The organism is Lysinibacillus sp. NPDC056959, from assembly GCF_042674095.1.
GTDB classification, from domain to species: domain Bacteria; phylum Bacillota; class Bacilli; order Bacillales_A; family Planococcaceae; genus Lysinibacillus; species Lysinibacillus zambalensis.
The window spans coordinates 198,416-213,042 of the sequence record NZ_JBHURE010000005.1 but is presented as its reverse complement, the minus strand read 5'-3'; the positions used below and the strand labels follow the sequence as shown (position 1 = coordinate 213,042).

General features: G+C 32.6%; 17 protein-coding genes and 1 pseudogene. 9 read left to right on the top strand and 9 right to left on the bottom strand.

Annotated elements, in window-relative coordinates; genetic code table 11:
* Positions 1–245 precede the first annotated feature (245 nt).
* On the top strand, positions 246–416 hold the full coding sequence (locus tag ACFTQ7_RS08855; RefSeq protein ID WP_386828189.1) for a hypothetical protein: 171 nt from the start codon (positions 246–248) through the stop codon (positions 414–416).
* Here the strand turns inward: ACFTQ7_RS08855 and ACFTQ7_RS08850 are convergent.
* Positions 408–1,328, bottom strand: coding sequence for a DMT family transporter (locus ACFTQ7_RS08850; protein WP_386828247.1), 921 nt, complete (start codon positions 1,326–1,328; stop codon positions 408–410). The two genes, ACFTQ7_RS08855 and ACFTQ7_RS08850, sit on opposite strands and share 9 nt — an antisense overlap.
* A gap of 232 nt (positions 1,329–1,560) precedes the next feature.
* Between ACFTQ7_RS08850 and ACFTQ7_RS08845 the strand changes: the two genes are divergently transcribed.
* The 5 genes from ACFTQ7_RS08845 to ACFTQ7_RS08825 all read left to right on the top strand — a co-directional run bounded on the left by ACFTQ7_RS08845 (position 1,561) and on the right by ACFTQ7_RS08825 (position 6,437).
* A complete protein-coding gene (locus ACFTQ7_RS08845) occupies positions 1,561–2,040 on the top strand; it encodes an Lrp/AsnC family transcriptional regulator (RefSeq protein ID WP_386828188.1) in 480 nt (159 codons plus the stop codon).
* 81 nt (positions 2,041–2,121) lie between these two features.
* Positions 2,122–2,691: a histidine phosphatase family protein gene (locus ACFTQ7_RS08840; protein ID WP_386828187.1), complete on the top strand. Its 570-nt coding sequence runs from the start codon at positions 2,122–2,124 to the stop codon at positions 2,689–2,691.
* Positions 2,692–2,837: 146 nt separating this feature from the next.
* Positions 2,838–4,058: a phosphoenolpyruvate hydrolase family protein gene (locus tag ACFTQ7_RS08835; RefSeq protein ID WP_386828186.1), complete on the top strand. Its 1,221-nt coding sequence runs from the start codon at positions 2,838–2,840 to the stop codon at positions 4,056–4,058.
* A gap of 335 nt (positions 4,059–4,393) precedes the next feature.
* Complete coding sequence (locus tag ACFTQ7_RS08830) at positions 4,394–5,653, top strand: Tm-1-like ATP-binding domain-containing protein (RefSeq protein WP_386828185.1); 1,260 nt, start codon at positions 4,394–4,396, stop codon at positions 5,651–5,653.
* Positions 5,619–6,437, top strand: a complete 819-nt coding sequence (locus tag ACFTQ7_RS08825; protein ID WP_386828184.1) for a phosphoenolpyruvate hydrolase family protein — start codon at positions 5,619–5,621, stop codon at positions 6,435–6,437. Before ACFTQ7_RS08830 ends, ACFTQ7_RS08825 begins: the two co-directional genes overlap by 35 nt.
* 192 nt (positions 6,438–6,629) lie before the next feature.
* Here the strand turns inward: ACFTQ7_RS08825 and ACFTQ7_RS08820 are convergent, their stop codons facing one another.
* The 5 genes from ACFTQ7_RS08820 to ACFTQ7_RS08800 all read right to left on the bottom strand — a co-directional run bounded on the left by ACFTQ7_RS08820 (position 6,630) and on the right by ACFTQ7_RS08800 (position 9,906).
* The gene (locus tag ACFTQ7_RS08820; protein ID WP_386828183.1) at positions 6,630–6,917 is read right to left on the bottom strand and encodes a hydrolase; all 288 of its coding nucleotides are present in this window, start codon (positions 6,915–6,917) and stop codon (positions 6,630–6,632) included.
* Positions 6,918–7,985: 1,068 nt separating this feature from the next.
* Positions 7,986–8,147: a hypothetical protein gene (locus ACFTQ7_RS08815; RefSeq protein WP_349658136.1), complete on the bottom strand. Its 162-nt coding sequence runs from the start codon at positions 8,145–8,147 to the stop codon at positions 7,986–7,988.
* 512 nt (positions 8,148–8,659) lie between these two features.
* Complete coding sequence (locus tag ACFTQ7_RS08810; RefSeq protein WP_386828182.1) at positions 8,660–8,836, bottom strand: hypothetical protein; 177 nt, start codon at positions 8,834–8,836, stop codon at positions 8,660–8,662.
* 64 nt (positions 8,837–8,900) lie between these two features.
* Positions 8,901–9,173, bottom strand: a complete 273-nt coding sequence (locus ACFTQ7_RS08805) for a YkvA family protein (RefSeq protein ID WP_386828246.1) — start codon at positions 9,171–9,173, stop codon at positions 8,901–8,903.
* Between the two features lie 211 nt (positions 9,174–9,384).
* A complete protein-coding gene (locus tag ACFTQ7_RS08800; RefSeq protein WP_386828181.1) occupies positions 9,385–9,906 on the bottom strand; it encodes a GNAT family N-acetyltransferase in 522 nt (173 codons plus the stop codon).
* A gap of 356 nt (positions 9,907–10,262) precedes the next feature.
* Between ACFTQ7_RS08800 and ACFTQ7_RS08795 the strand changes: the two genes are divergently transcribed.
* The gene (locus ACFTQ7_RS08795; protein ID WP_386828180.1) at positions 10,263–11,042 is read left to right on the top strand and encodes a copper amine oxidase N-terminal domain-containing protein; all 780 of its coding nucleotides are present in this window, start codon (positions 10,263–10,265) and stop codon (positions 11,040–11,042) included.
* A gap of 193 nt (positions 11,043–11,235) precedes the next feature.
* On the opposite strand, the gene ACFTQ7_RS08790 is transcribed toward ACFTQ7_RS08795, so the two are convergent.
* On the bottom strand, positions 11,236–11,577 hold the full coding sequence (locus tag ACFTQ7_RS08790; RefSeq protein ID WP_386828179.1) for a DUF7668 domain-containing protein: 342 nt from the start codon (positions 11,575–11,577) through the stop codon (positions 11,236–11,238).
* Positions 11,578–11,952: 375 nt separating this feature from the next.
* Positions 11,953–12,582, bottom strand: coding sequence for a LysE family translocator (locus tag ACFTQ7_RS08785; protein WP_386828178.1), 630 nt, complete (start codon positions 12,580–12,582; stop codon positions 11,953–11,955).
* A gap of 319 nt (positions 12,583–12,901) precedes the next feature.
* Between ACFTQ7_RS08785 and ACFTQ7_RS08780 the strand changes: the two are divergent.
* Positions 12,902–13,087, top strand: a pseudogene (locus ACFTQ7_RS08780) (NPCBM/NEW2 domain-containing protein); the annotation flags it as partial.
* Between the two features lie 144 nt (positions 13,088–13,231).
* Here ACFTQ7_RS08780 and ACFTQ7_RS08775 read toward each other — a convergent pair.
* Entirely contained in the window at positions 13,232–13,486 is a 255-nt protein-coding gene (locus ACFTQ7_RS08775; RefSeq protein ID WP_386828177.1) for a helix-turn-helix transcriptional regulator, read from the bottom strand.
* A gap of 593 nt (positions 13,487–14,079) precedes the next feature.
* Between ACFTQ7_RS08775 and ACFTQ7_RS08770 the strand changes: the two genes are divergently transcribed.
* Positions 14,080–14,274: a hypothetical protein gene (locus tag ACFTQ7_RS08770; protein WP_386828176.1), complete on the top strand. Its 195-nt coding sequence runs from the start codon at positions 14,080–14,082 to the stop codon at positions 14,272–14,274.
* Positions 14,275–14,627 lie beyond the last annotated feature (353 nt).

Here is a 14,627-nt window from a genome sequence, read left to right as displayed (position 1 = left end):
GAAAAGAAGGAAGGAATTGTTTCATTTTCAACAAGACAGTGAACATTCAAAAAAGATTAGGGCCAACAGCTTTTTTGAAAATTATTAATCATTATATTAAAATGGAACTAATACCAAAGAATACGAGAACTTTTTTAGGCACTCATAATTAAACTGCATCCCAATTGTAATTTCGTACTAACTGGGATGCAGTTCAAATTGTCGTTTTGGTCTTATGAAAGAAAATACTAAAAGGTGATAATTTTATGCTAGGATTTGAATGGTTCCCTAAAAGATGGGGGAAAAGAAAAGTTTCGGAACGTTTTCTTCAAGCGAAATTTACTGAAAAAGGTAAAGGGATTACGATTATTACATACGCTGTAGATTTATATGTACTATCTATTCCTTTAGAAGTGAAAAAATATAATTCATTGTAATTTATGAGTGTCAACAAATCTTGTTGACATTTTTTTATTTGAAATACACGTATTCAAATAGGTTGTTTTTGACTTAAAATGTGAAAATAAATAACATCCTAAAATAACAATCAATCCTCCAATCCCTTGAGTCCAAGAGATGCTTTCTCCTAAAAATAAAAACGCTAAAATTGCCGTGAAAATCGGATTGAAATTAAGGAAAACACCGGATGTTGTAGCCCCTAATTGTTGAATACCAATACTCCAAAGTACCATACAAACAACAGTGGAGATAAGACCTGTATATAAAAGAGAAAGAATAAAAGAATGATTTACATTGGAAATGGTAAAATCCTTAAGGTTAAACGGTAATAGGACAAGAAGTCCAAATATTCCTGAATACAAAGTGGACATTAGTGGCGAGGTAGTCTTCATTGCCCATTTACTACAGACGGAATAAATTCCCCATACACATACAGCTGCTACCATCCATAAATCACCCAAATTAAAATGAAAAGACAATAAAAAATCGATATTCCCCTTTGAAAGTACGAGAAGCACACCAAACAACGAAAATAACATCGAAAATGCTTGAAGTTTATTCATTTTTTCTTTTAGAAAAACAAATGAAAAAAACGCAATAGAAATTGTATTTAATGTTGAAATGAGACCTACATTCGTCGAAGTAGTTCTTTCTAATGCTAAAAATTGGAATATATTGAACAATACCACACCTGTAATGCCCATTAAAAATAAAGGGAGAAGGGCAGCTCGAGAGGGAAGCAGTTTTTTCTCTTTCCACCATACCATTGGAAGAAGGGCCACTATAGCAATGAGCCACCTTAAGCTCGTCAGTGTTAACGGAGAGGCATGGTCAACAAGAGATTTGGCCACTACAAAATTGCCACCCCAAAGTAAACTAGTTAAAAGCATTAATAAAACATAGACATTCTTCAAATCATTATCTCTCCTTTGAGTGTCTTATGTACAATCAAGTTACATTTAATAAAAGAATCATAACACTTTTGCTAATTTGGCAGTATAATATTTTGTAAGAATAATGAAAATCAAAACAATGGAAAGAAAAATAAAGTTTTACAGAATAAAATTAATAATAGCTGTCGAAAGTGACTATAATTTCGAATAAAAAAAGGAGAAAAAAATCATGAGAGATGTGGAAAGAAAATTACTAGATCGTATTGATACTCAAATACTAGATATTTTGCAGAGAGAGGTTCAGATAAGTAATGCTGAGATAGCGAGACGGGTGAATTTGTCTCCGCCGGCAACCCACACAAGGATAAAACGTTTAGAAAGTGAAGGATTTATTGACAAACAAGTTGCCATTTTAAATCCTGAGAAACTTGGATTCGATTTACTGTGCTATGTTTTCATGAGTACTAATATTCATCAAGCTAAGGAATTAGAAGCTTTGGAAAATACCTTAAAAACAATGACCGAAATATTAGAATGTCATTGTTTAACAGGAGAGTATGATTATCTTTTAAAAGTCATTGTTAGAGATCGAAAAGAATTAGATAGCTTTATTAGAAAATTAAATAGGATGGGCATATCCCGTATTCAAACTAACTTATCATTAAGAGAAATTAAATATTCTACAGTCTTACCGATATCAGAAGATTAACAGTAGAAGTTCTTCAGTGCAATATGGATTTTAGCTTCACACAAAAAGGGTTTAGGTCAAAACTAAATTTTAGGAGACATTATGAAAACAATCATATATATGGTGCGACATGGAGATTCACCAAAAGACGGAAATGAGAGAACGAGAGAATTGACTGAAAAGGGTAGGTTAGATGCTCAACGAATAACTGATATATTACAAAAAGAAGGCATTGATACTGTTATTTCAAGCCCGTATAGTCGTTCAATCCAAACTGTTCAGGAAGTAGCTAATCAAATAGAAAAAGAGGTAATTATATTTGAAGATCTAAAAGAGCAACTATTTATTGCTGGAGATAAGCGAATCGCTGACGAGGAATTATTCCCTTTTTTACAAAAGTCATTTTCTGACCCAACCTATGCTTTAGAGGGAGGCGAGTCAAATGCTGACTGCCAGAAACGTGCTATAAAAGTTTTGGGAAAAATAGTAAACACATATTCAGGTCAGAAAGTAGTAATTGGCACACATGGGGCTGTAATGACTTTAATGATGGGTTTTTATGATAGTAGATACGATTTGAACTTTTTATTACAGACAACGAAGCCAGACATTTACAGAATGGAATTCAATGGGCAAGAATTGGCCGATGTAAAAAGGTTATGGGAGATTTAGGGAGAGGTTTTTGAAGCAATTCACCTAATAGAGTTAGGAAATCAGTAGGTGTAGCTTTGGTATTTAGAGATAATGTTCATTACACTAAAAGAGAAGAATGATTAAATAACTGAAGACAAAACAATGTTTGTAGGGGTGAAAATTAAATGGAGGACAAACTAAATCAGAAGTATGAAATAAAAAATTATATGAATAAACAAATTAATAAAAATCGATATATTTTAGGTGTTGCAGCAGGTTCTGGAATGACAGCTAAATATGCAGAACAAGGTGGCGCTGATTTTATCCTTGCGCTAAATTCAGGACGGTTTAGATTAATGGGGGTAAGCTCATTAGCAGGCTTTTTACCGTATGCGAATAGTAATGATGTTGTTATGGGTTTTGCATGCAAAGAGATCATTCCTACGATTAAAAAAATTCCAGTTTGTTTTGGTTTATGTGCAACAGATCCAACAATTGAATTAGATAGCTATATCGATTTGATTCAGAAAAAGGGATTTGCAGGTATTAATAATTATCCAAGTATTGGCCTGATAGATGGGCTTTTTAGAGAAGCTCTAGAAGAACAAGGGATTACATATGAAAAAGAGATAGAAGCTATTCGTATCGCTAGTGAAAAAGGTTTGTTTACAGTAGCTTTTGTATTTAATGAGGAGCAAGCTATAAGTATGGTAGAAGCGGGTGCAGATATTATTTGTGTTCACTTAGGTTTAACGAATGGGGGATCACTAGGCGCTAAAAAGATTTTATCTTTACATGCTGCCAAAAGGATGGCTGTAACTATTTTTAATAGATGTAATGAACTGAATCCAAACATTATTAACATGATTTATGGTGGTCCGGTTAATAAACCTATAGATGTTCAGTATATGTACGATGATACTACTATTATGGGATACATCGGGGGTTCCGTTTTTGAAAGGATTCCAAATGAACAAGCACTTATACATATTACGAAATCATTTAAGCAGACGAACGATTTTCAGTTGGATGAATTAATCAGTAAAATTACTGATGGTTTAGAAAGTCAAGATGATTATATTAATTTTACAAAGAAGTATATCAGCCTACATTATATGGACGAAATTTCGTTGAATGAAGTCGCCGAAATATTAAGTTTGTCTCGCTCTTATTTAAGCACTTTATTTAAAAAAGAGATGGGTATTTCATTTACTGAATATCTTATTAATTTTCGGCTTAATCGCGCTATCGAAATACTGAAATTTGAAAAAATACCGCTAAATAATATCGCTGAAATGGTAGGTTATCCGGATTACACTCAATTTAGTAAAATATTCAAAAAATATAAAGGTGTGTCACCTAAAAACTATTTAACTTCTATCAGCAGGTGTTTGGACACCCACTGAAATAGAGGAACTCAGTCTAAGAACGCCACGAGCTGTGGCAACGCTTGATTGACCAACATCATGTTACTGCCGCTGCGCTTTCGCACAGACAAAACCAGTTGTTACTGCCGCTGCGCTTTCGCACAAAAAACATCTGCAGGCCTAAATACAAAGCCGTGTCCAGACGCAATAATGCCAAGGCATAATTGATAATATAACAAAGAGACAATTTTATAGAACAAAAACACATTAACTCTCCCAAAAGAAAACGTTATTATGGAATGGAGTAATAAATGTAATCGCTTTCTTGTATGATTATTTTGACGATTTTAAGATCTAGAAGGGAGAGAGATGATATGAAAACAATTGCTTTGGCTGGAACATTTGATTCAAAAGGAAAAGAATATTTGTATGTAAAAGAGTTGATTGAATCGTTAGGTTTCAATACTTTTACGATTCATACTGGTGTTTTTAATCCAGCATTTGAGCCTGACGTATCAAATGCTGAAGTAGCAGCTGCAGCTGGAGAAGATATACAGGACATTGCGACAAAGAGAGATCGAGCAAATGCAACCGCAGCTCTTGCAAAAGGGATGGAAGTCCTTTTGCCGAAACTGTATGAAGAAGGTAAATTTGACGGTGTACTTTCCTTTGGAGGTACTGGAGGGTCATCTATCGTAACAACTGGTATGAGAGCACTACCAATAGGTGTTCCAAAAGTGATGGTTTCTACAGTTGCTTCTGGTAATACGGAGCCATATGTAGGAACTAGTGACATCATTATGATTCCATCGGTAGTAGACGTTGCTGGTTTAAATGTAATTTCGACTAAAATATTTACGAATGCAGTATTTGCGATTGCAGGTATGCTGAACTTTGACAATATAACGATCGTAAAAAAGAAACCACTTATTGCTGCAACAATGTTCGGACTAACAACACCTTGTATTAATCAGGCTAAAGATTTTTTAGAAGCTAAAGGATATGAAGTATTAATATTCCATGCAACAGGTGTTGGTGGTCGTACAATGGAGAATTTAATAGCTAATGGATTTATAGATGGAGTCCTTGACATAACGACCACTGAATGGGCTGATGAGTTAATTGGCGGTGTCTTGAAAGCTGGACCGAATCGTTTAGAAGCAGCTTCTAGAAAACAAATTCCTCAAGTTGTATCGGTGGGTGCAATAGATATGGTTAACTTTGGTCCATTTAACTCTGTCCCTGATAAATTTAAAGGTCGAAAATTTTATAAGCATAATCCAACAGTTACTTTGATGCGTACATCCGTTGAAGAGAATAGACAAATAGGTGAAGTAATTGCAGAAAAATTAGCTTTAGCGACAGGGTACACAGCTTTATTTTTACCGTTAGAAGGGCTCTCTGGTCTAGATGTTGAAGGGCAACCTTTTTATGGTTTAGAAGAAGATAGAATGTTATTTGATACATTAAGAAAAAATGTTGACCAAAGCAAAGTGGAAATGATTGAAATCAATGCGGATATTAATAGTGAAGAGTTTGCACTAGCAGCAGCGAGAAAATTGATTGAATTAATAGAAAATAAAGAAAGGGATAGCAATCATGTTAAAGAGACAAGAAATATTGAATCGTTTTAAAGAAGAAATTAAGAAAGGTAATATTCTGTTAGGTGTTGGAGCTGGTACAGGAATTACAGCTAAAAGTAGTGAAGCCGGTGGAGCTGACATGTTAATTGTCTATAATTCTGGCCGTTATAGAATGGCTGGTCGTGGTTCCCTAGCTGGATTATTATCTTATGGTGATGCCAATCAAATTGTTGTAGAGATGGGTAATGAAGTATTACCAGTTGTAAAGGATACTCCAGTACTAGCTGGTGTTAATGGAACAGATCCTTTTAAAGTAATGGAAGTTTTCTTAAAGCAGTTGAAAGTACAAGGGTTTAGTGGGGTTCAAAACTTCCCTACAGTTGGTTTAATTGACGGTGTATTTCGTCAAAATCTAGAGGAAACAGGGATGGGCTATGATTTAGAAGTAGATATGATTAGAAAGGCAAATGAATTAGACCTACTAACTACACCTTATGTCTTCGATGAAGAGCAAGCAAAGAAAATGGCTGAAGCGGGTGCGGATATTTTAGTGGCCCATATGGGATTAACAACAAAAGGAACGATTGGTGCACAAACTGCATTAACTCTAGATGACTGTGTCGATCGAATTCAAAAAATTATTAATGCTGGTAAGTCTATAAATCCTGAAATATTAGCAATTTGCCATGGAGGTCCAATTGCAGAACCAGAAGATGCTGCTTATATTATTGAAAGAGTAGATGGGATTGTTGGATTCTTTGGTGCTTCTAGTATTGAGAGATTTGCTGCAGAAAAAGGAATCAAGGAGCAAACTGAAGCTTTCAAAGGTTTATAATTGAAAGTGTATTCTTATCAGAAGAAAATACAAAGTGCCGGTTGTAACATTGAATTAAAGTTAGATTTAAATAATCTAAATAAATAAGACGAATCCATTTGAAAAAAGATTGTTCAAATTGGATTCGTCTTTTGATCTCTTTTTATTTGAAATTTATTGTTTTTTTGTATCTTTGTTGCGCTTTAGCTTAGCTTAGTCTGCTTCAATTCGGATAGCTTGAATATCTTGACAGTCAACAATAATTGTTGAACCAGGTTCTGTCGTTGGATCATTGAAGAAAGCACAACAATTTTTTGGATCAAAGGTAATAAAAACAACGTCTTCTATAACCTGACCTCCTAATAAGAAGAGATCAACTTCAGTCTGAGTTTGTAAACGTCTTAATTGATCACAAACACAACCTTTACAGCGATGGCTGGAACCTTTTTCATGTTTTCCACAGGAATCAGAACTAGTTCTAATATTTATAATATCACCCATTATCAATCAATACCTCCATTTCAATTTTAGTAAGGTAACAATAACGTTACTTTATTAATATATGATTAGACAAAGAAATTTGAATGGCAATTTGTCTATTAAGTAATGACTTTGTTTTACAAAAATAGAAAATGGTTAATAGACCATTTTTAGATTTCCAAACAGTATATATGTCACAATGAAAATGTTTAGAGAAGAATAAAATTCATGAGCAATCGAAAAAACACAGCATAACTTCGTTTAGATGTAACGTTACTTGAAATAGAACGTACTGATAAACCGAATCGTTTTCGAGCATTAAAAGATACCTATTGAGAGGATTGGGGGTATGTGCGTAAAGGAGTGAATACAATGTTACTGGATACAGCCCTTTCCATGATGTAAGTGATGGACTGAGTTCTGATCAATCTGAAATTATTTAGTGATGAATCAATCGAAAGATAATGTACAGGTAGTGATTCATCATAAAAATGTAGACTCAAAGATATATGGTAAGCAAAATAAAGCACGTAGTAGCTCCACAATATCGGAAATACTACGTGATATTAGTAATCTGTATTAATTTTTAACTGTTTTGTCGCGATTAATAATTATTGTCAGTGTATTTAATAGAATTGTACTGATTAATAAGATGGATACAGCAAATACGGAACTACTAGTTATATCCATAAGAGCAGACCAATCTTCAACCTTAACAAGGTGGTTATTATAAAATAATTGGAAACTTATCGATATAGCACAAGCACTGAAACTTAAAGTGCAAAAGATTAATCTATAATTGTGGACTTTCTTTTTAGTACTCAAAAGACTACAAATTGGTAACAGTATTGCTATTACACCAAGTACTAGGCTTCCCAGGTTAAGAAAACCGATCATAGAACATCTCCCCCTTATTATTAAAGGACGAAAGTGATTGGAAATTGTTTCTTGTTTATGATGAATGAATTATAAAGTTTGTTAGATTGTTTTTTAATATTGAGCAATACGAAGAATAATCTTTTTGAAAGAAGGTCTGCAAAAGTCAGCATTCTAGATGTGACTCTTGCAGCAATGATTAATGTTCGCATTTTAATGTAATCCGTCTTTTAACACAAAGTCTATAACAGATTTTTGTTGAGAAAGTTTGTAATAAGCATCAAAAATTTCTGTAAGTGCTTTGGCTAAATTTTCATTTTTTACATCATGTTTCTCTAGTATTTGATTAATTAGAAATTCCATTGGTTCTAACATTAATACCACCTACCTTTCTAATAGTAGGGTAACATTTAGGTATAAACAATTTCTGAACAAAATAGAAAATGCCGCAGCGCCGTCACAAGTTACAGCTTAGAAATTAAGCCAAGGGATAATTGGTCGGTTTGCAATTAATACATTATTTCAAGCACCATACATATTGAGGCGAAAAATAAACTCGAGTGACCAGCAGATTTTTTTGAATATACTATTTGAGACTAAAACAATTAAGGAGATGGTGTAGTGAACGAAATAGATAAACGAAATAGATAAACGAAACAGATTAAGCGAAGAACCATTTGCTTATCAAATAACGAAAAAAGGAACGGTAGTAATAGAATACGAGGGTAAACAGATAAAAATTGTAAAGGATAGGGAGGCCGAGCGACTTATCGCAAAAATCAAAGAAGTTGAAGACAATCTAACAACAGTACAGCTATTGTTAGCTAAAATGACAGGTAATTTTAAACGTGGTAACGAGAAAATTGGAAAAAGTAAAAGAAAGTAGCCTAAGACTTCGTAGTTTCACATTTTCTCTTACCAGTTTCAACACCTACTTCATAAATAAAGAGGATCATAATAAAGAAAAGAATAATTTCTTGAGTAGAGCTAGCTGACCAAAAGCCTAAATAATACATGAACACAAGAAAGATAGCTAAAAGGGTTTTAATAATCTTTAGTGTCATCCTAGATACCTCCTAATAGTTGGATAGATGATCATATAGTCAGGAAGTCTTGCTGAATAATCCGTTAAATATGATGAATAATTATTTTACTAATCCAAACTGCAAAGATAACCCAAATGATAATGAAAAGAATACCAACAAACCAATTCTTTGGTTTTCCAGATTGTTTTAACTTTTCCGCAGCTTCTTTATGATCGTCAATCACATGTGGTGGAATTAATTTTAAAGCGAAGATTATTCCAAAAGGAACAATTATCAAATCATCAAGATACCCTAGAATAGGAATAAAATCTGGAATTAAATCTATTGGGCTAAAAGCATAAGCAACTATAAGCATAGCCACAAGTTTTGCATACCATGGGGTTCTTGGACTTTATAAGACAAGTATAGTACAAATAAATTTTGTTTTAATTTATTAGCAAAGGCTTTGAACTTTGATAGTAAATTTTTACTTATTGAAAAATCTTCCCCCATTCCTAGAAAGTATATATCATTAAAATACATCGGGGAAGAGAAATACTTACTGTACATCCAATGATAATATAGAGTTAGATTTTAGTATTTATATATTCCATTAGCAAAGCACTTTCATTATTAATTGTTTTAACTTTTGTAAACCCGCATTTTTCGTAACATCTAATAGCTCTTTCGTTAGAAACTTCAGGGTCTACTATTATAATTTCAGCGTCTGTAATTTTAATTATGAGTTCAATAAATTTACAAACCATAATTGTTCCATAGCCTTTATTAAATAGATTAGGATTACCGATAAATTGATCAATTCCAAAAACCACTTCATTATTTAAATAGCCTAATTCTTTTAATTCTTCCGCTTGAAGTTTATAGTATTGCATAAATCCTATTGGAGAACTGTCTAACTCAACAATGAAGGGGAGAACTAGAATTTCACCACGAACGCGTGGTTCATATTTTTTCCTTACTTGTTCTATTGAAAATGGTGAATTAATATCCCCGTAAAATTCTAAAACTTCTCTCGTACTCAACCATTTAGCCATTAAACCATAATCATTATCAGTCATTTTTCTGATTTGTATTTTGTTGATATCCAAAATATGTACCCCTTTCAAAAATACTGGTATTGAAAAAAATTATTCCCTACCTATTTTAACATCTTTCAGCGGGTGTCCAAACATCCGCTGAAAGGATTTTAAGCATCCTGCCGATTCCGGACCAATTATGTCGAGGCATAATTGATATTTAGAACAACCACTTTATCTGTGGTTGGGAAGTTTCTGGATGATATTAGACCGACGACAGACCTTCCCGGCCAAGATTTCTTTGTAGTACTCGTATTCGCATGAATTATTTACCAATAGTTAATAATGGATAAAATACGTATAATAAGGATGCTATTAATATCAATTAATAGAATAATAATGAAAGATTGGAATGAAGTATGGGTAAAATGAAAAGGTTAGTAGTTTGTTGTTTAATAGTAGTTATAGCAACATTCCATTTCGGTACAGGGAATAGTACTGTATATGCAAGTGTAACTGAAAATTACATTTATAATGGTAAAGTGGTAAACGGAAGACTTTACGCACCTATTCGAGCTGTAAGCGAAAAGATAAAGGCGCAAGTAAACTGGAATGGGGCAACGAAAACAGCCACTTTAATCAAAGACAAGAAAGTGATCAAAATGACACTTGGCTCCAAGATACTAAAAGTTAATAATGAGGAAATCCAAATGGATGTATCGTTACTTTTAGATAATGGAAGCATTTTTTTACCGATTAGATTTATCGGTGATGCATTAGAGTACAAAACTAATTGGAATAAAAATAACCGGATTGGCAGTTTATATTCAGAGCAGGAGCAGTCTAGTACCGCAGTTTTTGCTCAACCACTGTACTATGAGGATGGCTATAAGCTGCTTGATGAAGCCATTGCAAAAGTAAAAAATGTTTCAACTGTCGCTCAAAAAAGACAGTATTTAAAGCCCTACTTCACGGATGAAATGATTAATTTAATTATTATGAGAAACTTAACCTTTACGGATAAGTCCAAAGAAAGAGATTATTATTCGTATTCTTATCCAAAAGAAACGAATATGAGCATCAGACGCCAGGTTGTTCCTGTATCTGGAAAGTTTGGATATTCGGTGCAAATAGCTTTACTTACAAAGAGAAATAATCAATGGGTAGTAGGCTCTCTTGAAGAAATATTTGTTCCATACATGCCATAGAATTTTGTTTACAAACTAAGTTTTCAACTTAGGGCACTGACTGCGGTTTTTGAGACAGTAAGAAAATAACTTTTTACAGCCTGTTGTCGCTATTTAGCAGGCGACTGGTTGTTTAGTTTCGTTTGAAAACGGATAATTTGTTAGTGTTCGAGCAAATGATGAGGAAATTGAAAAGGGGCTTAATTGCCCCTTTTTATACATCGATGGTTTCGATATAAAACTCAGTTATCTCAGTTTTTTCAGCATTTGTTTTAGCTTCGCAAAAAAGTACTATTGGGCTTTCTTCATCGTCAAACCATAAGAACCTTATTTCTGTACCAAAACCACTATTATCATTATATTCGTATACATCTATGTCCATTTCTTCATCACTAGGCGGTAAAGTAAGAATACCTTGCATTTGAATAACTTCTTTTAAAAGCTCCTCAGTTTTATCGTTAATTTTATTCTCTTCTTTAAGTTTATTGTAACGAAGGTTTACTAGATCAACGAGTGTTTCTTTAGTTAATTCCACTATTTTTTCTTCTAACGTCATTGAAAATAGTCTCCTAAACTATGAAATATTTAACTAATCTCATTTTATCATTAATGATCTATATATTACTATAATTGCCATACTTTCAACATTAGGTGATATGGAAGTATGAGATATAAACTAATGAGGAAGTGCGGGTGAAAACGGACAACTCCATTTTTATAAGTGGAGATTTGGAAAAAAACCTGTTTTTGTTCAGTTAATATTCTATTAACATTGGGGAGGAGCTTGAGCAGATTAGTAAATTGCGTTGGTGGGAGAAGTGACGATTTGAAAGAAAAATGTGCAGTAATAGAATTAATTTTAATTAAGAAACAGTCCCTTCATATTTGAAAGGACTGTTCATTAGGGGGGGCATTGTTTTATTTTACAAGTTTAAAGGGGAGCTTTAGTTTGAAGCAGCTTTAACCCCATACAAATAAATATTATTCCTGTTATCTTATTCGAGACTAATCCTACCTTTTGGTTTCCTCTTAGTTTTTTAGTAACGTAAGAAGAGCAATGAGCAACAAATAAACACCACAGAAGTCCAGTTGCAGTAAAAGTAAGTCCTAATATTAAAAAAGGAATAGGTCCTGATGCTTTAACATCTATAAACTGCGGAAGAAAAGCAATGAAAAATAAGGAAACCTTGGGATTCGTTAGACTTGTTAAAAGTCTTTGTATATAAATTTTTCTTAAGTTTAATTTATTTGATGACGCTTCAAAAACTAAGTTTGATTTATCAAGTATCATTTTAATTCCTAGATAAACTAGATAAATAACACCAATAATTTTTATTGTATTAAATAATACAATAGACTTTGTAAGTATAATTGATAAGCCAAAAGAAACTAATAACGTATGAACCAAGGAGCCGGTAATAATACCGAATACAGAATAAACACCAGCTCTTTTACCTTGTGAAATACTTCTACCAACTATATACATAGTGTCGGCACCAGGGATTAGATTTAATAAAATCCCGGTTAATAAAAACATTTCATAATTAATAATACCGTACATTTTAGCACCTCTATCTCTTTTTGGGGTGCCCTTATCGATATTAAAGTAAATGAAAGAAAAATAAAAGATTTTTTTGATGATCAGCGCAAAAGAAAATTTCAAAGGAAGGTGAGTGCTCTACTTAAATGAATATCTATTAAATAATCGATTGACCGACACTTATCTATCTTGAGTGTCTTTTTTTTATAATCCAAAACAAATGATGAAGGTGGTGGTGTATGAAATATGGGTGGAGCAAGAGATCCAAATGTAACGAAGTCTACGAACTGAATAAAGTTGGAGATATTCAAAGAACCTCGTAGGAACTACTGAAACTAGACATAATACTTATAAATTACATGGGAATTATTCAATTCACCAATTCTTCTATGGAGTATCCGATTTGGGTCCACAAGGTGAGATCATTATTTTAGGTGATGGAAATGAGTTATTTAACAGTGGAGAATTAGAAAGTCAAGAGGATCCAATATATGCGGAAGTTGATGTTAAAGGTGTTAAACTTTAACGATTGAGTTTGTTAAGTATACAGGATTAGGCAATTCAACACTTTCTCCGAAATGATGATTTAGTTAAATATATAACTAAGATACAACAGATAAAACGGCTATAAAAAGAGCCCAGGTATTCTTTTAATTTTGAGCATGAGCTGTTATTGTTTATTCATCAAAACGGTATTGTATTTAGCCTGTATTTCTTTTGCTATTTCTTTTCTTGCTTCAACATCTTCACGTAAAAATAGCCTAACTCTTGGTAGTTCTTTGATAGGCGTTAATTTTCCACGTTTCACAAGTGAACTTAATGATTGCCTAGAAACTTTCAGTTCCTCCAACACTTCTGATGATGTTAAAATTTCTGATTGAACTAATTTAATAAAATCTTCTTTTGAGTTTTTTTTATATTTCACAGTATACTAACCTCTTTTTTAGAACAATATTTACTACTACAAAAATTAAAAGTTAATGTGTAAATTACATTCATGAAGTGATCAAAAACTTCGGTTAAAGCTATTACATAAATACTATGTTTATTTCCACTATATCCTCTAATCAATTATCTCGACACAAATATGAATCAATATTGGTAGAGAGCGGCTTGAAAGAGACACCTACGATAAGATTCATAATAAAGAACTTCATTTTTTTTTTGAACGTTAGTTAAATCAATAAATGGAACAACAATTGGTATTTCCTCCTTTTTCACTTTTTTCCGCATATGTTAATAACATATCATTTGCTATAACAGTTTCAAAATCAAGTTTTGTCATTAATTGAACAAAACTTGATAATATTCAAAAATACCTATCACCAAAAGTGAAAAATAGCGATCTGTTTCTAAACGTAAACGAAGGAATAAACGGTTTTAATTAGCCAAAACAACGTTCTTTTGATGAGGTGAATTTTACTATACGTGCAGTTTACTTGCTATGCTCAAACCTCTATACATTTTGAATGAAGTAATAGAACAATTAATAATAGCTTATAAAATGAAAGTCTAGTCATGAATGAATCATCGTTTTTTAGTGCTTTACTTGTAGATTCTTTCATTGATTGTGGAAATTGTGAATTTAAAACTGAATTAGATTCTATCAATAAAAATTTAACTATTAAAGTTCCATTAGTTCTTGAAGGTGAAGTTACATTTACAGATAATTTACTATCAGGTTGCGTTACAACGGGTATTCATTTAGGCTAAAGTGGAATTGGAAAATTATTTTGATTATTACTGCATGTTCTTAAAGTAACGAGTGCATTAGTTTGATAAAAGGACTGTCTATCGACAGTCTTTTTTCATTCCATAAAGTGTCATATCCTTTAATTTCGGTGAAACAGACACATATAAAGATTCAATGAATGTTACGCATCCTCACAAATAAGAGGAAATGGAACCTTGGAAGTAAAGATATCGCCTGAATTTAAGGAGATGTCAATAACGCCTAATTTTTGATTAAATTTTGTGAGTATTTCGCATGTAAATCTCCTCTTTAATTATTAGTGCCGTTAAGAATTGGTTGTATCAATATGTAGTTTTTGATGGTTATTATCATT